Genomic DNA, 22,895 nt, shown 5'->3' on the forward strand with positions numbered 1-22,895 from the left:
TCTCATGAATAAAACCAAAATAATATGTACCTTGGGTCCCGCCAGTGACAACAAGGAAACACTAATAGCACTGGTAAATAACGGATTAAATGTGGCACGCCTTAACTTGTCCCATGGTAATCAGGAATATCTTTTAAAGAATATTAATCTGATTAAGGAAGTACGAGAGGAACTGAACCTTCCCATTGCAATTCTTATGGATACCCGTGGGCCTGAGATTCGCACCAAGACTTTTGTAGACGGTGGTGTTGATTTGTTTGCTGGTGAAGAGATCCGTCTGTGTCTTGGTGACTTTGAAGGAACGGCTGAAAGGTTCTGCATTACTTATGATAATCTCTATAAAGATGTCAAAATTGGCAGCAGCATATTAATAGATGATGGACTTATTGATGTCGAAGTTACCGGAATTGAAGATACTGACATAATCTGTGTTGTCAAAAACGGTGGCAGGGTTAAAAATAGAAAAGGGATTAATGTACCCGGCGTAGATGTAAAGCTTCCCGCTCTGACTGAAGCTGACGTAAATGATATTATTTTTGGTATAAAAGAAGGTATCGACTACTTAGCAGCTTCCTTCATTCGTACCAAACGAGATGTGGAAGAAATTCGTACTTTACTAGATCAAAATGGTGGTGAGCACGTTCATATCATCGCAAAAATCGAAAGCCAAACCGGTGTGGATAATATCGATGAAATCATAGAAGTATCTAATGGTGTCATGGTTGCAAGAGGCGACCTAGGCGTAGAAACACCTGCCGAATACATCCCACAGATTCAAAAGAAAATCATTCATAAATGTAACGCTGCAGGTATACCTGTTATAACCGCAACACAGATGCTGGACTCCATGATTGTCAATCCAAGACCAACCCGAGCAGAAGTCTCAGATGTTGCCAATGCCATCTTAGATGGTACGGATGTCATCATGCTATCTGGTGAAACTGCTGCTGGTTCCTACCCTGTTGAAGCTATTAGAATCATGCGAAAAATTGCAGAAGCTTCCGAGGAAACTGCAGACTATGAAGCTGTATACAAGAGAATCACAGAGGTTCTTGATAAAAGTGTGACTAATGCCGTCAGCTATGCTACCTGTACCACCGCTATGAATCTAAATGCAGCGGCTATTATTTGCCCTACTTATAGCGGCAAAACTGCACGACTCATTTCCATGTTCCGACCGGAAGCACCGATTATAGCACCTACCATCAATCCTATTACACAACGTCAATTAAATATGTTATGGGGTGTAGTACCTATTATTATGAAGGCTGAAAATTCTTCTGACATCTTATTCTATAAATCCATAGAACATGCTAAAAATTTAGGTTTTGCCAAAAATGGCGATACCGTTGTCATTACTGCAGGTATACCGCTTAATACAAAAGGTAATACCAACTTAATGAAAGTCATGGAAGTGGAATAACTTTTTGAATTAAAATAATTAAAGTTGGCTTATGAATCTTCCGATATTACCTATGGACACTATTGTTTTTTTATCCTACAGAGGTGATTTGATGAAGATACAAAGTTCGGGTATCGAGATGTATGCCCATTCTAAACGTAAAGAACAAGCTACTCTACAATTAACCAAGCTTGATGATGAGAAGCAAACAACGACCCTACCCTTTAAAGATACTTTTAAAGATCTTCTCGACCTCCAACATCCTCAGAAAACAAAAGAGGTAAATGGAGCGTCAAATATTGGTAGTACTAAAGTCTATGAAATCAGTGAAGAAGACTACCAAAAAGTGTTGCTCCTTGAAAAACTTCTTAGTTTTCTTACCGGAAAAGACATTAAGTTCACTCTGCCAAAAAAAGTAGAGTTAACAGAGTCAAATGGTAACACACTTGCTAAAAATGGTGGTAATCACTTGGGTGAAGCACCAAAGCCTTATTACAGAAAAAAAGTCAGCTATGATATGTCTCAATCCATGACTTTTAAAGCAGCCGGTACCGTAAAGACATCCGATGGTCGAACCATTGATTTTTCTATCCAATTACAACGTCATGAATCCTTTCAATTCAGAAGCGAGACGTTGCTTTCAAAAGATGGGAAGGTTGTTGATCCTCTTGTTATTAATTATGACGGTCCTTCATCTAAGTTAACTCAATCAAAATATGCTTTTGACTTGGACTTTGACGGTACGGATGACCAGATTTCCTTTTTGCAAAAAGGCAGTGGCTTCTTAGCTATTGATTTAAATGATAACGGTAAAATTGATGACGGTCGTGAATTATTTGGACCCTCATCTGGCAACGGATTCAAAGATCTTGCCCTTCATGATGAAGATCAAAATGGTTGGATTGATGAAAATGACTCCGTTTTTTCCAAGTTACGTATATGGAATAAAAATGAACAAGGACAAGATGTTTTGCTTGGACTTGGCGAAGTTGGTGTAGGTGCCATCTACCTTGGGCATGTGGCTACTGACTTTTCCCTTGGTAACAGTCCTTTGTCACCGGATGGTTACATACGGCAAACCGGTATTTTCCTAAAAGAAAATGGACAAGCCGGTACGGTGCACCATATTGATTTAACACTCTAAAAATTATAATCATAATTACAAAGGCTTTTTGCAGATTCAGTGCCTCACGGACTGACTGTGCAAAAAGCCTTTCGTATGTAAATATGTCTTTATATTTAAGCGCTAACTTCTTTTTTTGATCATCTTAAGTCTTGTGAATTCTTCCCGTTCTTTTTCCTCAAGGGCATTTACGATGTTTTTTGTTACCGATTCATACCTGGGAATCATAATGTTTTTTAAGGCATTGGACCTTTTTTGTGTTTTTTTGATATTAGAGGCCAATCTATAGATGGCGTTCTCCACCTCTGCCAGTTGTACCGTCAGATTCTTCACCTTAACGAACATTGAGAATGCTTCATCAAGAGACGAATTGGTTCTGGCAAAGCCGTATTGAGGCTCCAATTCTGTTGACAACTCCTTGATTACCGGCATTTCTACACCCATAATCGAACGTACTTTGATCTCTATACCGTCTTCTTCTTCAATGGCCTCACCAATCTGTTCCACAGTATTAATACCGATGGTGAGGTTGGCTTCTTGAAGTGCAGCGTAAGCGTTGGCAAAGGTACTACTGATGACACTCTGAATCTCTCTAGCTTCATCAATTAAGAGCATAACTTCCCGTACAAGGATATTTCTTTTCTGTTCTAAAAGATCATAACCTTGCCTTGATAGAGATAGTGTATTCTTAGCCAGTATTAAATTACCTTTGGTTGGAAATAATGTACTATCCATAACGACTCACTTCCTTATTCTGTCGTAGCTTTATAATACTTGTTTAAGATGATATCATCCAGCCTGGTCAATTCTTCCTTAGGTAGCATACCAAGTAAACGCCATCCAATATCTAGAGTTGCTTCCATAACCCGGTTTTCATCGAATTTTTGTGCTACGAATCCGGTTTCAAAAGCCCGACCAAAAGCCATATACTTCTGATCGATTTCTGTCAGTTCATCCTCACCGATTACCGAAGCTAAGGCTTTAACCTCTTGAACCCTTGCATAGGATGCAAAAAGCTGATTCGCCACTTGAGGATGATCGGCTCTGGTATAACCTTCACCTATACCATCTTTCATCAGTCTTGATAAAGAAGGTAGCACAATAATCGGTGGGTAAATACCTTTCTGATGTAGACTTCGGTCCAGTACCACCTGACCTTCTGTAATATAACCGGTCAAGTCCGGTATAGGATGAGTAATATCATCATTGGGCATGGTCAATATCGGCACTTGTGTAATAGAACCTTTCCTGTCTTTTAGCATACCTGCGCGTTCATAAAGAGAGGCTAGGTCACTATACATATACCCTGGGAAACCTTTTCTACTTGGAATCTCACCTTTAGATGAGGAAATCTCCCTAAGGGCTTCACAATAAGATGTCATATCCGTTAGAATCACAAGTACATGCATATTATGCTCAAATGCAAGGTACTCTGCTGCTGTTAATGCACATCTTGGTGTTACAATTCTCTCAACAACCGGATCGTTGGCCAGATTCATAAAGGTCACAACTTTCTCCATAACACCGCTACTGGTAAAGCTCTGGGTGAAATAGTCCGCTACGTCATTTTTGACGCCCATGGCCGCAAATACGATGGCAAAGTTATCCTCATCCTCATTTTCTGCTGAGAGTTGTGCTTGGTTAACGATTTGCACAGCCAGTGCATCATGTGGTAATCCATTGCCGGAAAAAACTGGTAATTTCTGACCACGAATCAAAGTGGTTAAACCATCAATGGCAGAAATACCTGTCTGAATATAATTTCTTGGGTATTTTCTTGCTATGGGATTAATGGGATCGCCATTAATATCCCACCGTACATCTGCAAGGAGATTTCCCAAACCATCTATAGGTTTACCTAGACCGTTCATCTTTCTGCCTAGAATCTCTTTGGACAAGGGTATTTTAAGAGGTTTGCCTGTAAATCTTGTTCTTGTATTGGAGCTGGACATACCTGTCGTACCTTCAAAAACCTGTACAATAGCCACATCTTCAAGTAACTCAATAACACGACCTAACCTTACCTCGCCACTATCCATGGTGATTTCTACCATTTCTTCAAAAAAAGCATCTTTTACGTCTTCTAGGATTATAATGGATCCAGTTATATCTCTTAAACCTAAGTATTCTATACTCATCCGTTCTTCACCCTTTCAAAGCTTTTATAACTCTCACGTAGTGTTGAAAATATTTTGTCGACACGGGCAAAAATCGGCTCAAAGGCATCCAAATTCTCATTACCTACCGTGTATTTGATTTTTATCAGTTCTTCATAGATACCTGTTTTGCGCATCTGGGAAACCGGTATACCAAATTCTAATAATTCCTTGGATTTCTCATAGGCATAAAGTGTAACGCGCATCATTTCCTTTTGCTTGCCTAAGGGTACATAGGTATCCACATCATGAAAAGCATTTTGTTGTAAAAAGCCAAGCCTTAATACGGAGCATATCTCAAGGATTAATTTTTGCTCCTCCGGCAGTATGTCGGCGCCAATCAATTTAACAATATCCATCAATTTACTTTCTTCTTGTAACAAGGCCATGACTTCCTGACGTATGGTCAAAAAGTCTTCCGAAACATTTTCTTGATACCAAGGTGCCATCCCTGTCATATATTCACTATACGAATTCAACCAATGTATGGCCGGATAGTGTCTTGAATACGCCAGTTGACGATCAAGGGCCCAAAAACATCGGATAAAACGTTTGGTGTTTTGGGTGACCGGCTCCGAGAAGTCCCCGCCTTGTGGTGAAACCGCACCGATGATGCTTACAGAACCTTCTTGACCGTTTAGGGTCTCTACGTATCCGGCACGCTCATAAAACTGTGAAAGCCTGGAGGGAAGATAAGATGGAAAGCCCTCTTCTGCCGGCATTTCCTCAAGTCGTCCCGAGATTTCTCTAAGTGCCTCTGCCCATCTAGATGTCGAATCCGCCATAATGGCAACATGATAACCCATGTCTCTATAATATTCAGCTATTGTAATACCCGTGTATATCGATGCTTCACGAGCAGCAACAGGCATATTAGATGTATTCGCTATAAGTATGGTTCTTTCCATTAATGGTTTTCCTGATTTTGGATCTATAAGCTTAGGGAAGTCTTCTAACACTTCCGTGATCTCATTACCACGCTCGCCACAACCAATATAAACAATGATATCTGCATCGCTCCATTTTGCCAATTGGTGTTGGGTCATGGTTTTACCAGTACCAAATCCACCGGGTATGGCTGCCGCACCGCCTTTGGCTATGGGGAAAAGACTATCTATAATACGTTGACCCGTTATGAGTGGCTTAGATAATGGTTTACGCGCATTAAAGGGTCTTGGCTGTCTAACCGGCCACTTTTGATAAAGCTTTAATTCAATAATATCCTCATATTGGTCCATGATTTTTACAACAGTTTGATCAATAGTATACTGACCTGGTTCTACAACTTCTATAACTTTACCTGATTGATGGGGGCCAAGCATAACTTTATGCATAACAAGCTCAGTCTCTTGAACCAAGGCATAAGTATCACCGCTTTTTAGCGCATCCCCTACTTTAACCGGCAACTCAACGTGCCATTTCGTATTACGATCAAGTGCTACCACATCCAGTCCACGACCAATAAATGCACCTGATTTCTCATTTATAGTCGTTAAGGGTCTTTGTATACCGTCAAAAACACCACCTACAATGCCCGGTCCAAGTTCCAGAGACATGGGCTCTCCAGTCGCATAAACAGGTTCTCCAACCCTAAGACCGGTTGTTGACTCATAGACTTGAGCAATAACATCTTGTCCTTCAATATTAATAACTTCACCAATAAGTTTCAGGTGTCCTACAAATATCATTTCAAGCATTTGATATTTTTTACTGCCTCTAATGGTAATAACCGGTCCATTGATACCGGCAATTCTACCTTGTTCAATCATGTTATGACACCCCCTTTATCCCACTTCTAAATTACATTTATGCAAGAAATCTTCCCGCAAATCTTCCAATGCATTCGCAAAAGAATAATCTACAACCTTTTGGCTGGTCCTGTTGTATATTTTACATCCTCCGACCAGATTAACTTGTTTTGATTCTAGAACCACCTTTAGTCCTGTCGTTGCACTAACCTGATCTTTAATAGCATGATCACTGTAATTCAGACATACTTCCAAATTACCCACACCAAGAACACGTCTTCCTTCTTCAATCAGACTTATTAAATATGGCATATAAGCCTCTGTTTTTGTAAAAGCTTGTAGACGTGCCACTGATTCATTAAAAATCTCATCTACCAATTCCAAACGTTTATGTAACAACCGTGTTCTATTATCTAAAAGTGTTTTAGACATCAGCTCATTTTTTTCTTTATCAATCTTGAGAAGCGCTGATTGTATTTTCTCATACGCTTGGGTCAGTAAGGCAAGCTCCTTTGCCTCATAAGCTTTCTTTTCTCGTTCTTCAACCTCTTTTAGCATCATACTACGCTCTTCACCGATATCTGTCATAATATCATTAGAAAAGCGTGCAAGTTTTTCATCTACTTTACTCATCATATACCACCTTATATCTTAAGTCCGAGAGCATCACGTACATAACGGGTTATTGAATCTGATTTACGTTCAGAACCATGTCGATCAGGTATCTCAACAATTAGAGGGGTCTGATAGTTCAAACGCACATCATCAATCATTTCCGGTATGAGCAATGCAATCTTTTCGGTCATTAATACAATATCTACTTCAGGTCTTTTTAATACATCATTAAAAGCCTCAATGACTTCTTCTCTCGTATGCACGACTACACCTGATACCCCTGCTAGACGCATACCGGTTTTTGTATCGATATTATCACTAATTAAGAACATCTTCATAACAAGCACCTCCTAGAGTTAAACAAAGAAGCTATGCTTCGTTTTGCGAAGCAAATTGGTCACGGCGTGAAAAACTTCCTTAATTTCCAAGAATCATAATGGATATAATCAAGCCATAGATTGCAATACCTTCTGCTAGCCCAACAAATATTACTGTTTTACCGAGTAACTTAGGGTCTTCAGAGATTGCTCCAATAGCTGCTGATCCGGATATGGCAACCGCGATACCTGCACCAATAGATGCAAGCCCCGTGGATAGTGCTGCCGCAATAAACTTAAGACCTTCTTGTGATGCAACAGCTACTGCGAGATCCTCTGTAGCAGCCAATGACTCAGGTCCACTAAAAATAAAAACTGTTGCGCCAATCATTAATACAAAAAAAGTAGTAAGATTAAGACCGATATATGCTTTTGCATGAGACTGTTTGATGTTTCTTCTTATGCTCCATATACCTACACCTACTGTTGATAATACCAATACTAATGCCGTCGTTAAAATAAAACTCATCTTGATTCCTCCATTTTTCAATCCCGCTCGTTGCGATTATTTTATGACTTTTTTATGGTAAATGGTTTAAACTCTGTTCCTTCGCCTTCAAAAAAACGACTAAATAACTCATAGTACTCAAGTCTGATGCCCTGTATGCCGACAATTAAGCCTTCAAGTACTAGAATCAGTATATTCCCGAAAATCATCACCAGAACACCATTGATGGAATTCTCCGTCTTTGAAACCATTTCGGATAAAATCTTAAACACTAGGAAAAAACCGACATGATTTAATGCAAAAGCACCTACACGCATAAATGAAATGGTATTGCTCAAAAATGCCAACAGTGTTTCTACAAGTTCAAATAAGGCCTCAATAATGTAACTGCCTTTATCTTCCGGGAAGATATGCTCTTTCTTTTGAATCCAGTTGTCCAAGGGATGCGCCAGAAATATTAAAATTAATGGTGCTACCACAAACAGTAAAACAACGATGGGGTGAACCTCCACTTTTAAGACGATGGATAAGGTTATTCCCAGTACCGCTAGATAAAATACTAAGCCTGACACACCGTTTCGATCAAAAAGCATCTTAGCTATGTTTTTCTGTTTATAGGCATTACGAATGTTAATGAGCATTACGATCAGGATTAATACGACACCTAAAATAATAGCACTCCCTAGCATTTCCATCATATTCTCCATGCTGTTAATGGGTGTGTAATTGAATGTACTACTTAATAGATGCTCATCCCCAAAGAAGGACCCGTAAATAAAACCAAAAAATACAGAAGCACCACCTAAGTAAATCATAATCTGTCCCAAACCATTTTGATATTTGCGGTAGAGCATATATCCAAAAAGACTGATGACCAAACCTTGTCCCACATCCCCAAACATACCTCCAAACATAAGCATATAGGTTATGGCCACAAACACAGTCGGATCAAACTCATTGTATGAAGGGGTACCATACATCTTAACAACCGGTTCAAAAGGTTTGAAAAACCAATTATTTCGAAGTTTGGTTGGTGGCTTTGCGTTCTTATTCGTTTCATCATCCTCAAAAACACATGTTACACTAGGAAAAGAATCCATCTTTTCTTTAAATGAGGAAAGCTCACTTTCTGCTACCCAACCTGTCATGTAAAAAGCATCTTTAGACCTTACTGCCATAGCTCTTACATCAAATGTTCCGTTTAGCTGAGCTACATATGTATATAACTCTTGAATCCGTTTAATGTGCTTTTGTATATACGCTTTTGATTGTTGTTCTAATTCTTCAACGCGTTGCGTCAGTTCTTCTATCTCTTCGTTTAGTTTTTCAAGGGTCTGTTTCGGATAGCCTTTGATGTCGTTTGATAATCGAATCCTGGTAAAATACAAGGATGCAAAAAGACTGTCAATATTGAACTTTTTCGTTCTCGGTGTGAAGTAGAACAAGTAAACCAGTTTGTCCGTTCTTGAGACCTCAAAAGCAATAACATCCATCGCTTCAATATAATCCTGAAGTTTTTCAAAGTTGTCTATGGCCATAGATCCGAACCTGAACTTCATGTAATCAAAATCAAACAGTTCATTGACCTTAATATCCAGATTCTTTATAGGAAGGATTTGATTTCTAAGTTGTATCTTGTACTCTAAATCTTCCTTTAGAGAATTACTGATATGTTTAATTGTTTCTATCTGTCTTTCATAGCCTTCAATCTCCGGTTCTAGCATATGTACCGGCATGATACCCACTGGTGCTGCATCGTCATATTCAAAAACAACATCTGCTACCTCACCCAGTTTATTCACTTTTTCTTCAAGCTTCTGGTAGGGGTTCTCATCATCAAATCTAAACAACCCCTTTACCGAATGGAGAATGTTATAAGCATTTTCCAATTGGATTTCATGTGGTATGAAGCTTTGAATCACGAATGTATCAAATGATTTAAGCGGTCCGACTATGTTTACAAAATGCATTTTCTCAATCATAATTCCCCACTCCCTTACTCTGTCGTGCCAAGTATGTCTCAACTTTTTTCGGATCAACTTTATATCTAACACCTTCAATAATGGTTGTCAAATTCAAAATCTCAATCTCTTTGATAAAAATATAACCGATAATCGGTGCGATTGTAAACGGTAATAGGCGCATCTGTCTTAATTGCTTGTTGCCATAATATTTGTTAAAGCTATTGTCCCAATGACCACTATCAAAGTCAACAATATCTCCATAAGGCCCTGTTTTTAGAAGTTTTAAGACCGCTTCTCCGGTGTCTGCCTCTACCAGTTTAATAATATCCTGTTTTTTTAATTTATGCCCGTTCGGTATGATATAACTGTAAATAATTTCTTTTCTAAGGTTATAAAATTCTTTGCTTCTATAAATCCACATCATATTTCTAAAATCTGCATCCAGGCCAAAACTCATATGCATAAGCTCATAGTCTTTTCCGGACATTTTCTTATGAATCTGGTCATGGACCTGATTGTAATAATAGAGGTCCAGTGCCATCTCTGCTGCAAAGAGATTGATCTTATTGTCTTCTAAAAGCAAAGGTGACAAAATCTTATAAAAATTAGTATGGGCTAAGGTATCTATAAGTTCACGAATGGTATTGGCTTTTAGTGCTGTATTAAAGTCAATGTTACTATAATGACTGATAAACAAGGTCTTTCGATCTATTTTATCCAAAGGCTTACCCATTTGGAGGGCACGAAGCATTTTTTTAAGATCTTCAATTTCTTGTTTTCGGTATACGAACCTATAGATAGATTTTTCTTTACCTTTTAAGTATTTTGCAATCTTAAGGGCATCTTTAATCAATGCACGGTTTAACATGATCTCTAACTGCCCACGATGAATGTCTTGATTGTCCATATCCTCAAAATTCTGCTTATAGTACGTGTTGTTTTTCAGATAATTTGCTATTTCCTTAACAGACTGTAATCTAAGTAAATTAACAAAGTCCTCGTCTTTAAGCATTTTCCCTTGCATGGCCCTAATTTTAGTTGTTAGATGTGCGTATTTAAAAGCATTTAACATAACTCTACCTACCTATTTAAGACTTGATTAACCAAATCCGTAACCCATACTTCTTTATGCTTTCTGATTTTTTCTTCTATGGTCTTCATTTTCAGATCACATTGGGATTCGACAGCTTTTCTTTCAGCCACACTGTCACTAAGTTCTTTTTTTCTTATTTGTTCTATTTTCGTTTCGGCTTCTTCAATAATTCGCTTTTCCATGGCTTGCATTTTTTCTTCATAACTCTTAATCAATGTCTCTTTTTCCTCTAAAGTATGATCCATTAAAGCTTGTGCTTTTTCCTCAATATCAATGATTCTCTTAATGACCTCTTCCATATTTGAAACCTCTTTTCATTAGACTGCTATTTCGGATTCCTCTTTCACATGGTTTTAAAAAATTGCCCTATAGTATAGTGTAACACTGAATTAATCCTGTTGACAATGGTTTTTCATCATTTCAAGATAATCCTTGTCTTTTTCTTGGTCCGTTCGTCTGTATTCAAAGTTAGGCATCTTATCATCAAATCGACATATGCCACTATATTTACAATAATCACACGCACTTTGTTCCCCTTTTTTATAGGGTTTGACTTCAATATTGCCATTTACGATTTCATTGCCTATTCTTTGGGTTTCATCTCGAACATAGCCACACAATGTGTCAAAATCCTCAAGTTCTAATACTTTTGAAGCCTTCGATAACTGACCGTCCTTATTCTTTGATACAGGAATCACTTTAGATGCCTTTACAAATAAATTGTCCAGTTTTTTTATCACATCCGAATCATTTAAGGCTACACCTTTTAACTGCATAGATTCTAGAAGACCATCTTCAACATGTGCTTCATTATAGTCTGCCAATGAAGCAATAAAAGGATCGTCAATCTTAAAATAAAATAAACCCGCCGGTATAACTTTCTTATCCGATGCCTTTTCCTGTACTTGAAGTGCGGCATTTAGATACACTAATAATTGTAATTGAAGCCCATGGTAAACATCGCCAAAATCCAGATCCTGACTGGAAGACTTATAATCAATAATCGTTATATAGGTATAGGTGTCATTCGAATAACTGTCGATCCGATCGATTGTACCTCTTAAGATCATTTTTCTATGGTTTTCCAATTCTAGATTTAAGCTGCTCACATCATAATCAGCGCCGTCAAAATGCCACTCAGTAAACTGTGGTCTAAAGTCACCTTGACTGATTTGATAGGCAATGGCCCATATGGACCGATTCAAGATTTTCTTTAGACGGTTCAATAAAAAGATGTTTCTATTGGAGTCAAAAAATACCCTTTGAGTCTCTTCTCCAACAAGGTCCATTACAAATTCTTCAATCCATTCTTTTCGCATTGTTTCCGAGACATCTGACCATGATAAGTGCCGCATCTGTACACGATTGGATATCAGCTCGATGACCTTATGAAATATTAAGCCCAACTGGGGCATGGTAATCTCATATGCTTCTCTTTCATGAGCTTTTAATCCATAAGTAACAAAGTGGGCAAAAGGACACTTGGAAAACTGTTCAAGCCGAGACACACTGTTTTTTAGGGTTTCTCCGTATAATCGATGACTATCTGACAAATGATCTTCTAACAAATGATCTTTGCGGCCTCTAAGTGCCATCTCTAGCCTAGATGACCACTCCGGCTCTTTTCTATACCAGGTTAATATGGATTCCACATCCATATCACCCTTTATATTAATGTCTTTGTCTTCTTGTAGCTTTTGTAATAACTGCTTAAATACCACACTTGGTCTATTGATGACAATCTTATCTTTATAGAGTTGATCGATATTATAATGTCTTACAAGAGGACATATCTTCTTGATCATATGAATCAAATGAGATGGTCTGCTTGCTTTTCCTTCTTCATTCATAAGGGTATAGCTTAAATATAGACTCTTACTTGTATTTAACAAGGCCATATAGATATAGAACTGTTCTCGGTAGAGGTTCTTAATGGTCGTTGGCGCTAATTTTATTCCTTTTTCCACCATCCATTCTCTTTCACGGTCTGTTAATAACCCTGAACCCTCTTTTAGCATAGGTACAACACCTTCGTTTAAGCCAATGGCAAAAATAGCTTTTTTACGCGGCATTCGACTTCTTGTTAGGTCTCCGATAATCACCTGATCCATCCTAGGCGGCACTAGACCGAGTTCAAGTTGTTCAATACCTGCTTCCATGAGATTATAGAACGTCCCATCATCTACCTTTTCTTCAGTGGACATCAAAGCCAATTGATCAAATAATGTCATTAACACTTTATAGACTTGGTTATAAGTCCTAGCTTCGTCATAGTGATAAGTTGACATATAATCGTCTGCCTTGTTCTGAATTTTTGATTCTACTTCGTGATGACGTAGTATCTCATAGATATGCAGTAAGTGATCTTTGACCCTTTGTTTTTTAGTATGTTTGACGGCCACAAAGGGTAGAATAATCATATCCCTTAAGTCATTGATGGCTGATAAAAGCTGTATGGCTTGTGGTGTTTCTTTTTTTCTGTGAATATCCGGGACTTTATAGACCCATTCTTTTGACCACGCTGACAGACCTCTGATACCGTAACGGATGACATAGTTTTCCAAATGGTCTAACAGATCCTGGTCATAGTCCACATAGTCTGATTTTAGATATTCAAAAATTGCCTCATAACTAAAATTGCTTTTAAACACTTTAATAATGGACATAACGAAGATTACCGCATCGTTGGATGCAAAAGGTTTTTTCTTGTCAAAATAGATGGGAATTCCGGCTTCCGGAAGCATTTCATTGATGAGGCGTTCATAACGATTTAGATCACCAGCTAAGACCCCTATATCGTTATAAGTATAGTCTTTTTCCATAACCAGCTTGAGTATGCTGTCTCTTATATAGGCCACTTCTTTTTTCATGGATGACGCATGGGCCAAATGCAACCCTTTTGGGCCCACCTCAAAGGCATCATATGGATACTGATAGAGATTTTCTCTTAAATGCTGGATGAAGTTCACATCACCTGCTGGTTCATCTATCCATGCTTCTTCTGTATAATCATGAATCCTTTGCTCATGAATCTTTTGTAGCAAGGCATGATAGGTATAATAACTCTCATAGTATAGATGGCTCTCGTCTAAGGGTTTTCCCTTAAGAACAGAAGCTTCACCGGTTAGGGTTAGGGTCAATTCCTTCGCGGTATACATAAGTTTTTCTATTAATAGATATTGTATCGGTGTAAAACCATAGAACCCGTCGATTATGATGGTAGCTTTTTTTAACCACTGACTCTCATGAGCAACCTCTACCAGACGTTCAAAAAGAGTTTCACCACTTAAATAATTAGCAAGCAATTGTTCTTTATATGTGTTATAAAGTTTTCCACAGTCTTTTAGTTTTAACTTTAGGATCTCCACATCGGTTTGATCTACGATACTTTCAAAGTCATATTCTGATATGCCATACCTTGAGAATTCTGACATCAAATCACGCAACTCATTTACATAGCCTTTTTTCTGAATATGCCTACTCAAAAAAGGGTAATCTGCTTTTGAGGTATCAATAATCTTACGAATCATCATGGTCTTTCCAACATCTGAGAGCAAAGCTTTACCCGCAACGCCGAGTTCGTCCACCATTCTATAAGAAAGCCTTCCAAAGCTTAGAACTTCTATATTGGTAATACAATGATTGGGATGGGCCCTTATCATCTCATGTTGAACATTCAGCGTGGCTTGTTCCGGTACAATGAGTAGAATGGTTTCATCCATCGGCAATGTAATGGAAGCCTCAATGATTTCTTTATATAATTTTTCCGTTTTGCCACTGCCTAGCTTATTCATAACGATTCGAACGCCCAAAATATATCACCCCAATCCGTTCTGTCATTTATCACAAAAAATCTCAATCATCGATATCTTCGTTAAACAAGAATGCTCTATATTATATTATAGAGCAATATCCAAAAATTTACCTCATAAAATATATACATTATTTTTTTCACAAAATTGTTTTTTTTAGTAACTTTCTACATGAGCGTTGCTGTGGAAGGGTTTTCATGGGACTTCTAATAAAAACAAAAAAAGATCTCTAAGCATTTTTAACGCTTAGAGATCTTTTGGACTTAATAAACTTAGGGTTCATCAACCTAAAGTTTGGTTTTTTTAATATCTTAGTTCTGAACAAGTGCTGGCGTATCAGCTGGTGCAAATAATAGATCTTTGAGCTCAGCATCCAATTTTAACACTGTAACTGAAAAACCAGCCATGTCTAAAGATGTCATATAGTTACCAACATAAGTCTTAGCTATACGAATGCCTTTTTCTGCCAATACTTCTGCTACTCTTAAGTTTGCAACATAAAGTTCCATGATTGGTGTTCCGCCTAAGCCATTTACCAATACAGCTACTTCATCGTCTTTATCAAGGCTTAAGTCTTCTAATACTTTACCAAGTAAATGGTCAACTGTATCGTTTGCAGAACGTAAAGTCTCTCTATGTGTGCCTGGCTCGCCATGGATACCCATACCGATTTCAACTTCATCATCCCCAAGAACGAAACTTGGTTTTCCAGCTGCCGGTACTGTACAAGTAGTAAGTGCCATACCCATTGATTTCACGTTAGCAATAACTTTTTCAGCTACACGCTTAACTTCTTGAAGGTCGCCACCTGCTTCAGCTTTTGCACCTGCAATCTTATGAATCAATACAGTTCCTGCTATACCTCTTCTACCTGTTGTCCAAGTACTATCTTCTACGGCTACGTCATCGTTGACAACGACATGTTCAACGGTGATGCCTTCTTCTGCTGCCATCTCTGCTGCCATTTCAAAGTTCATTACATCCCCAGTGTAATTTTTGACAACCAGTAAAACACCTTTTCCACCGTCTACCGCTTTAATTGCTTCATAGACTTGGTCTGGTGTAGGTGATGTAAATACTGCTCCGGCAACCGCACCATCTAACATACCTTTTCCAACAAAGCCACCATGTGAAGGCTCATGACCACTGCCCCCGCCACTAACCAAGGCAACTTTGGGTTGTGGTGCATTGGCTCTTACCAATACTTCAAAACCTTCTACTCTCTTTACGTAGCTTGGATGTGCTGCGATAATCCCTTTAAGCATTTCATCTACTACATTGTCTGGATTGTTGATAATTTTTTTCATTTTTCATCCTCCTTTTGATTAATGGTATCACTTTATATTATTAGCAAGAACTGTGCCAGCTAATAGTTGCCTGATTTTTTTTACTTCTTTTTGCTTTAAAACTTCTTCTACAATTTTTTCCTCGACATCCATTTTCCGAATAATCTCTTTGATTTTGGGTATGGATGGCCCACTCATGCTTAGTTCATCAATACCCATCTCAACCAGTAGCTTCGTCGCTAACGGATCACCAGCCATTTCGCCACAGACACCGACCCATTTTCCATACTTATGTGCCCCATCTATAACTGTTTTGATGGATCTTAGTACAGCCGGATTAAAATGATCATATAAGTGACTGATTCTTTGATTACCTCTATCTACCGCAAGGGTATATTGAACCAAATCATTGGTACCAATGCTAAAGAAATCCATCTCCTGTGCCAGTTCATCGGACATGATTACCGCAGCTGGGGTCTCTATCATGATGCCGACTTCAATGTTTTTGTCATAGGCTTGACCTTGACTCTCCAACAGGCTCTTGGCCTCTTTAATTAATGATTTTGCGGCTGTTACTTCTTCATACCCAATAATCATAGGTAACATAATGGCTAGTTTTCCATAAGCTGAAGCCCTAAGAATCGCTTTAATCTGTGTTAAGAATATATCTGTTCTCTCTAAGCATATACGAATGGCGCGCCAGCCTAAGAAGGGGTTTTCTTCTTTGCCTATATCCAAGTAACTTAAAGGTTTATCGCCGCCTATATCCATTGTTCTAATGACGCATAGATGACCCTCTGATCTTTCAACAACATAGCGATAGGCTTCAAACTGTTCTTCCTCTGTTGGCATTTTCTTTTTACCCATGAAAACAAATTCAGTTCTAAAAAGTCCAACACCTTTTCCGCCATATTTTAGAGCATCATCAATGTCCTTGGGGTTTCCGATATTGGTCGCCAAAGTAATTTCCTGCCCGGTCACAGTGACTGCCGGAAGGTCTTTCAGACTCAGATAGTATATGCGTTTCTCTTCTTCTATCTTCAAAGCTTCCTCATACTTCTTAACTGTTTCTTCATCCGGATGCATGAACAGTTTGCCTTCATAACCATCAACAATGGCTATTTCATCATTCTTCAGTTTGCTGACCGCTTCGCCAATACCTACGATAGTAACAATACCTTTTGACTTGGCGATAATGACCGAATGAGAAGTCGCACTGCCACTACCCATCACAATGCCAACGACTTGGTCAGAGGATAGGTTGGCAATTATCGATGGTTCAATGTCTTCGCCACATAATATAATGTTTTGTCCATCCAATTTGGCATCAGGAATCCCAAGCAGCAACCGTACGATTCTTTTTCCCACATCTTTAACATCTGCTGCACGTTCTCTAATATATGGATCATCTAAGCTTCCCAAAATGGCTGCCACTTCATCTGATGCTCTTAAAGTAGCCTCAGGCGCTGATAGACCATCCTCAATATACCGATCAATTGTATCTTGCAACATCGGATCATGCATCATGAGCACATGTGCTTCCATAATGGCAATCTGGTCCTTATTGGTACTAATTCTTGCCTGATCCAGTATTTTGTCTATTTGTTCAAGTCCACCTTCGATGGCTATTTGAAGTTTTTCTTTCTCTGCTTTTTGATCTTCTTTCTCATATGTCTCAAGTTCATGATCAAAGGCAGATAGCAGAAGTTGTACCTTTCCCATGCCGATGCCTTCAACAACAGCTTTGCCTAGATATTCCATTACTTGCACCTCTAATCCTCGTAAAAGTTATTTGAAATCAGGACGTCCAAGGCTTCTATGGCCTTGTCTTCATCCGGTCCATTTACTGCTATGGTTACTTCCTGTCCGTTTTTTATGCCTAGGGCCATAATCATGAGTAAGCTTTTGGCATTTGCCTGTTTATTATTACCAAGTAGATTGACGTCACAATCATATTTGGATGCTATTTTAGCAATCTCCGCAGCCGGTCTTGCATGAATACCCAAACGGTTTACGATCATATAAACAACTTCTTTCACCTTAGCACCTCCTCGTTGTCTTATCTATGATTCTATTGTAGTTTGAGCACATCTCTTGCAAGTTCTGCTGCTGATACGACTTCGTCAATCGAACCTCCAATATAAGCTTGCACTGATGCACTAACTGCTCCTTCAAGTACCGGTCCGTCCGCTATGCGAACATCTATGCTTAAGCCTTCTTCTTCAAGAAGCTCAATGGCAAGATTGGAACTGATAACTGCACTACCAAGATCCACCAAAACAACAACGCCTTTTCCTGTTTCAGCTTCTTTAATTGCTGTTGCTATTCTAAGGGCATCTGTTCCAATTTCACCGTCTTCCATACCGCCAGCTGCTACTATTTTTTGGTTGGGTCCGGCCATTTGCATCGATAACTCTACAATGCCTTCTGCTACTTTTTTACTATGGGATACAACTACAATGCCTACCATTTTTATACCCCCAATACTTCTTTCTTATAGTGCTCGGCTATTGTTTTCAAAATAATGGTAAAAGATGTCGCCCCGGGATCTTGATGACCAATACTACGATCACCTAGATAACTTGCTCTGCCTTTTGTAGCACGAATGGTTTTTGTATACTCTATGCCGACCTCAGCTGCTTCAATCGCCTTATCAAGACCCTCTTCAATCGTTGCCCCTTCGCCCATAGCTTTGTTAAATGCCTCCATCGCCGGTTCTATCGCATCAATCATCGTCTTTTCTCCAAGGGTTGCTTTGCCTCTTGCCTTTATGCCTTCAAGTGCCGCCAACCACATCTTGCTGATTGTCTCACCGTCTAGAGTTGTCATACCTGCTGCCTCACCACCAGCCTTCATAAAAGCTGTACCATACAGCGGACCTGATGCACCTCCAACTGTAGAAATGAGTGTCATACCTACTTTTTTCAGTGTCGCACCCACATCGCTATCTTCTTCACTCACTTTTAACACAACAGCATTAAATCCACGTGTCATGTTAATACCATGATCAGCATCGCCAATTACCCCATCTAAATCCGTCAAAAATACCTTATTACTTGTTATCGAATCATTAATTGCACTTATAAAACTGCTTACTGTTGCTGCCATAATTGGTTCCTCCATTTTTTCTTCTTAGCTGTTATCTAGTTTTCAACAACTCTATTTTATATCTAGCAAAATCTGTGCCAACTTAATCTATTAGATCCTCAAAGCGAATATTAAATTTTCTTGCTTTTGCTGCTACTGTATTATGTGTCAGTCCAAGTGCCTTACCTGCCTTATTATAACTACCATGTTTTTTTAGGGCTTTTTTAATAATTATTTTTTCATATTCTTCATAAGTAAGCTCATGATCCATTTCCGTTATCAACGATTCAACGGATTTATTCATATTCTCTTGGTGATTACCTACAACATATGAAGGAATATGACCAAGTCTTATCACATCACCATCTAATAGTATGATGGTTCTTTCCATGATATTTTCAAGTTCACGTACATTACCCGGCCAATCATATTGAATCAAGGCATGCATCGCTTCTTTTTCCAATATGATACTGTCTCTTTCCAGATCTTTACATATTTTTTCTGCAAAATATTCAACAAGCACAGGTATATCTTCTTTTCTTTCTCTTAGAGGCGGTAACCATATGGGTATCACATTCAACCTGTAGTATAGGTCTTCTCTAAAATCACCTGTCTTGAGAAGCTCTTCTAGATTCTGATTGGTGGCTGCGACGATGCGTACATCTACTTTAATGGTTTTTTCTCCACCCACTCTTTGAAATTCTTTGTTTTGAACCACTCGGAGTAGTTTTACTTGCATGCTTTTATCTAGTTCACCAATCTCATCTAGAAAAATCGTGCCTTTATGGGCTAGTTCAAAACGTCCCAACTTGGTTTTTACGGCACTAGTAAAAGCACCTTTTTCATGGCCAAACAACTCACTTTCAAGAAGTGTGGGTGGTATCGCACCACAGTTTACCCTAATAAAGGGTTCCTTGTCTCTGGCACTTGAATAATGAATGGCTTCAGCAATCAATTCCTTACCTGTACCACTCTCACCTCGTATTAACACAGTATAATTACTTAGAGAGGCCTTCGCTGCTATGGCCATTGAATCATATATCTTACCACTAACGCCAATAATACGGTCAAAGGCCGGTCCAAGTCTTTTAGTTCTGATAAGTTCTTCCTGAAGGTAATCCGCCTTTGCTGAAATCTGGTTCAGTTTTTCCATCAAATCTTGTAGCTGTGTAATATCTTTTATGGTGGATATGCCACCACGAATCTGTCCATCAACAATAAGTGGGTTGATATTTGCCACAATAGTAACACCGTTTTCCTTTTCACTAATCCCACCGAGTATCGGCTGACCTGTTTTTAGTACCTTAACCCTATCACCCTCCGGTGATAAGTCATGTATGTTCTTACCCATGAGTTCCTTAAGATTCTTTCCAACGATTTGACAATAGGCTACATTCACGTATGTAATTTTACCTTTGTGATCAAAAACACAGATACCATCTTGTACGGATTCTAATATCAGTTGGTATTTCTCTTTCAACTCTTTGATTTCTTTGAGTTGCCACGAGATCTTAACCAGCTTTGAAATGTCTTCTAGAATACTGACGGCACCCCTGGTCTCGTTTTCTACTATTAAAGGGGTTGTATTGGTTACGATGGTATATTTCCCTCTGTTTTGTGTGTATCCGATTTTTGGTTTTTTAGTTCTTGCTACTTCAGGCAATTCTGATTCCGGCATAACTTCCTTAATGTTCTTACCTATAATCTGATCAGAAGTTATACCAAAAAGGCGCTCTGCTTCAGTATTGAAAAGTGTTACAATATTGTTCTCATCTATAACCAATAAGCCGTTTCCAATGTTGTTGAAAATATTTTCTGCTGTCAGTATGTTATCCTGTAATAGATTGTCAATACTATTCATGGAAGTCTGATCATAATCAAAATCGCTTTCTAAATAAATCCCCATTTTTTCAGATGCTTCTTTTGTCTCTATAACATCATTACCAATTGTTAAAATCTCGATTTCTTCTCCTGCCTTAATTCTCATGGATATTAAGAGTAAAATACTTGTTAAAGGTACTTCTTTAAAAGTACCTTTTTGCACCTTGAATATTACTTCATGTTCTTTTTGTAGCTCTACGGCTTTTTGAACAATCATCGCAGCCACCCTTGCATGTAAACCTTTTTTATGCTTTATCATGACTTTTCTTAATATGCTATTTGGATTCATTTTTTGCCCCTTGTCTATATTATTCTTCTATACCTCACATTTTAAGCAATAATCATGCCCGTTTTTTTGACACCTTAACCAATCTCGGAATAACCAAGGCCTTGTCATTTTTTAACAGCTTTGTATTTTTTGGTAATTATTACCCAGCTATTCATACTGCTTTCTTATTTTACCAGAAGGAATATTCAACTGTTCTCTGTATTTTGCGACTGTCCTTCTGGATATACATATTTCTTCATTTTGTAAAAGGGTACATATTTTCGAGTCACTATAAGGGCTATTCTTATCTTCACTTTCAACAATTCTTTGTATGGCAAATTTTGCCATAGCCGATGATGCATCTTCACCTATTTCTTGTTTAATGCCCTTGCTAGAAAAAAAATATTTTAGTTCAAAAATACCCCACTGGCACAATAAGTATTTACCATTCACCGTGCGGCTGATGGTTGATTCATGAAGGTTCAAAGCGTCAGCCACTTCTCTTTGGTTCATGGGTTTGAGATAGGCTCTACCTTTTTTAAAAAAAGCCGTTTGATGGTAGAATATGATTTTCGTCACTTTTTCTAAAGTTTCCATTCTTTGATCAATACAATGTATCAACCAATTCGCACTATTAATCTTATTTTGAATATAGGGATAAGCCTCGCCTAATTCTTTACCACCATCTCTAAGTAAATCCATATAATAGGGATTAACCTTGATTTTAGGTATTTTGTCTTTACATATGTCAATATTATAGTTTTCATCTTGTTTGGATATAATAATATCCGGACGAATATAGTGGGTCAAGTCTCTTTGAAAACCCCTTCCCGGCTTAGGATTGAGTTTCCTTATCTCTTTAATTAGTGCCTGTACTTCACTTATAGTAATACCCATCGCTTTTGAAATCCGTGGTAGTTCATTATGGCCAATCGCCTCAAGATGATGGTCGATAAGCTCTATCAATTCTTTCTTAATATCCTTTTGATCTTCCAGTTGTATTTTCAAACATTCCTTTAAGTCTCTTGCACATATTCCAGGTGGATCGAATTTTTGAATCTTTTGGCAAACCTGATTTACAAGATCTTCATCTACACAAAGTATCTTTGCCACATCTTTAATATCAATCTTTAGATAGCCCTTTTCATCTAAACTTTCAATTAGAAATTCCCCGATTTCTATCATCTTTTCGGGTAAGTCCAGTATATGTAGTTGCAATTTCAGGTGACTCACTAGGTCCGTTTTATAAGAGTTCATATCCGGTATACCATTGGTATAGCCTTCATCATCTCCCTTTTGATCGTGGTTATAGCTTAGACGATCGCCTTCACTTTCTTCATTATTCATCTTTAGCTTAACTTCCTTTGGTTCATTATATTCTAGAATTGGGTTTGATAACATCTCTTCTTGTAAAAAATCAATCAACTCCTCATAGCTAAGTTTTAGGATCTTCAAAGAATACTCTAGTTGAGGGGTCATTATGATTTTTTGTGTCATATCCATATTCATATTCATATTCATATTCTTAACGGCTCCTATATGATCTTAGTATGAGTCCTTATGTCTATTTTAACACATGAAAAAACAAAAAAGAAAGTGCTTTCAAATTACAAAGCACTTTCTCATATTTATTCA

Annotated in this window: 19 protein-coding genes; 2 read left to right on the forward strand and 17 right to left on the reverse strand. The window is 38.2% G+C overall.

The features are described 5' to 3' along the window. The first annotated feature begins 4 nt into the window (after positions 1 to 4). Both pyk and PATL70BA_RS04215 read left to right on the forward strand, forming a co-directional pair. On the forward strand, positions 5 to 1,423 hold the full coding sequence (gene pyk, locus PATL70BA_RS04210) for a pyruvate kinase (RefSeq protein ID WP_172596094.1): 1,419 nt from the start codon (positions 5 to 7) through the stop codon (positions 1,421 to 1,423). A 31-nt stretch (positions 1,424 to 1,454) separates the two neighbouring features. Next, positions 1,455 to 2,546, forward strand: coding sequence for a hypothetical protein (locus tag PATL70BA_RS04215; RefSeq protein ID WP_172596095.1), 1,092 nt, complete (start codon positions 1,455 to 1,457; stop codon positions 2,544 to 2,546). Between the two features lie 102 nt (positions 2,547 to 2,648). On the opposite strand, the gene PATL70BA_RS04220 is transcribed toward PATL70BA_RS04215, so the two are convergent. From PATL70BA_RS04220 to rpoN, 17 genes are all read right to left on the reverse strand, one after another. Continuing rightward, a complete protein-coding gene (locus PATL70BA_RS04220) occupies positions 2,649 to 3,260 on the reverse strand; it encodes a V-type ATP synthase subunit D (RefSeq protein ID WP_125136212.1) in 612 nt (203 codons plus the stop codon). 14 nt (positions 3,261 to 3,274) lie between these two features. Beyond that, a complete protein-coding gene (locus tag PATL70BA_RS04225; RefSeq protein WP_125136213.1) occupies positions 3,275 to 4,663 on the reverse strand; it encodes a V-type ATP synthase subunit B in 1,389 nt (462 codons plus the stop codon). After that, a complete protein-coding gene (locus PATL70BA_RS04230; protein WP_125136214.1) occupies positions 4,660 to 6,450 on the reverse strand; it encodes a V-type ATP synthase subunit A in 1,791 nt (596 codons plus the stop codon). The genes PATL70BA_RS04225 and PATL70BA_RS04230 overlap by 4 nt, the downstream gene beginning before the upstream one ends. A 15-nt stretch (positions 6,451 to 6,465) precedes the next feature. After that, on the reverse strand, positions 6,466 to 7,065 hold the full coding sequence (locus PATL70BA_RS04235; protein WP_125136215.1) for a V-type ATP synthase subunit E: 600 nt from the start codon (positions 7,063 to 7,065) through the stop codon (positions 6,466 to 6,468). Between the two features lie 8 nt (positions 7,066 to 7,073). After that, positions 7,074 to 7,382, reverse strand: coding sequence for a V-type ATP synthase subunit F (locus PATL70BA_RS04240; protein ID WP_125136216.1), 309 nt, complete (start codon positions 7,380 to 7,382; stop codon positions 7,074 to 7,076). 79 nt (positions 7,383 to 7,461) lie between these two features. Further along, complete coding sequence (locus tag PATL70BA_RS04245; protein WP_125136217.1) at positions 7,462 to 7,890, reverse strand: ATP synthase subunit C; 429 nt, start codon at positions 7,888 to 7,890, stop codon at positions 7,462 to 7,464. Between the two features lie 41 nt (positions 7,891 to 7,931). Beyond that, positions 7,932 to 9,851 (reverse strand): V-type ATP synthase subunit I, encoded by a 1,920-nt coding sequence (locus PATL70BA_RS04250; RefSeq protein WP_125136218.1) that lies wholly within the window; start codon positions 9,849 to 9,851, stop codon positions 7,932 to 7,934. Then, positions 9,844 to 10,905, reverse strand: coding sequence for a V-type ATPase subunit (locus tag PATL70BA_RS04255; RefSeq protein ID WP_125136219.1), 1,062 nt, complete (start codon positions 10,903 to 10,905; stop codon positions 9,844 to 9,846). Before PATL70BA_RS04255 ends, PATL70BA_RS04250 begins: the two co-directional genes overlap by 8 nt. An 8-nt stretch (positions 10,906 to 10,913) precedes the next feature. Further along, positions 10,914 to 11,225, reverse strand: a complete 312-nt coding sequence (locus tag PATL70BA_RS04260; protein WP_125136220.1) for a hypothetical protein — start codon at positions 11,223 to 11,225, stop codon at positions 10,914 to 10,916. A 90-nt stretch (positions 11,226 to 11,315) separates the two neighbouring features. Continuing rightward, entirely contained in the window at positions 11,316 to 14,738 is a 3,423-nt protein-coding gene (gene addB / locus PATL70BA_RS04265; RefSeq protein ID WP_125136221.1) for a helicase-exonuclease AddAB subunit AddB, read from the reverse strand. A 311-nt stretch (positions 14,739 to 15,049) separates the two neighbouring features. Next, positions 15,050 to 16,045 carry a dihydroxyacetone kinase subunit DhaK gene (dhaK, locus tag PATL70BA_RS04270; RefSeq protein ID WP_125136222.1) on the reverse strand — a complete coding sequence of 332 codons (996 nt, stop codon included), beginning with the start codon at positions 16,043 to 16,045 and terminating at the stop codon, positions 15,050 to 15,052. Positions 16,046 to 16,072: 27 nt separating this feature from the next. Beyond that, positions 16,073 to 17,785: a phosphoenolpyruvate--protein phosphotransferase gene (gene ptsP / locus PATL70BA_RS04275; protein ID WP_125136223.1), complete on the reverse strand. Its 1,713-nt coding sequence runs from the start codon at positions 17,783 to 17,785 to the stop codon at positions 16,073 to 16,075. 11 nt (positions 17,786 to 17,796) lie between these two features. Further along, the gene (locus tag PATL70BA_RS04280; protein ID WP_125136224.1) at positions 17,797 to 18,063 is read right to left on the reverse strand and encodes an HPr family phosphocarrier protein; all 267 of its coding nucleotides are present in this window, start codon (positions 18,061 to 18,063) and stop codon (positions 17,797 to 17,799) included. 32 nt (positions 18,064 to 18,095) lie between these two features. Next, positions 18,096 to 18,494 carry a dihydroxyacetone kinase phosphoryl donor subunit DhaM gene (gene dhaM / locus PATL70BA_RS04285; protein ID WP_125136225.1) on the reverse strand — a complete coding sequence of 133 codons (399 nt, stop codon included), beginning with the start codon at positions 18,492 to 18,494 and terminating at the stop codon, positions 18,096 to 18,098. A 2-nt stretch (positions 18,495 to 18,496) separates the two neighbouring features. Continuing rightward, a complete protein-coding gene (gene dhaL / locus PATL70BA_RS04290; RefSeq protein WP_125136226.1) occupies positions 18,497 to 19,132 on the reverse strand; it encodes a dihydroxyacetone kinase subunit DhaL in 636 nt (211 codons plus the stop codon). A gap of 82 nt (positions 19,133 to 19,214) precedes the next feature. Beyond that, positions 19,215 to 21,281: a sigma 54-interacting transcriptional regulator gene (locus PATL70BA_RS04295; protein ID WP_125136227.1), complete on the reverse strand. Its 2,067-nt coding sequence runs from the start codon at positions 21,279 to 21,281 to the stop codon at positions 19,215 to 19,217. Positions 21,282 to 21,428: 147 nt separating this feature from the next. Next, entirely contained in the window at positions 21,429 to 22,781 is a 1,353-nt protein-coding gene (rpoN, locus tag PATL70BA_RS04300) for an RNA polymerase factor sigma-54 (protein WP_125136228.1), read from the reverse strand. Positions 22,782 to 22,895: the final 114 nt, after the last annotated feature.

It is taken from the genome of Petrocella atlantisensis, from assembly GCF_900538275.1.
Classification (GTDB): Bacteria; Bacillota; Clostridia; order Lachnospirales; family Vallitaleaceae; genus Petrocella; species Petrocella atlantisensis.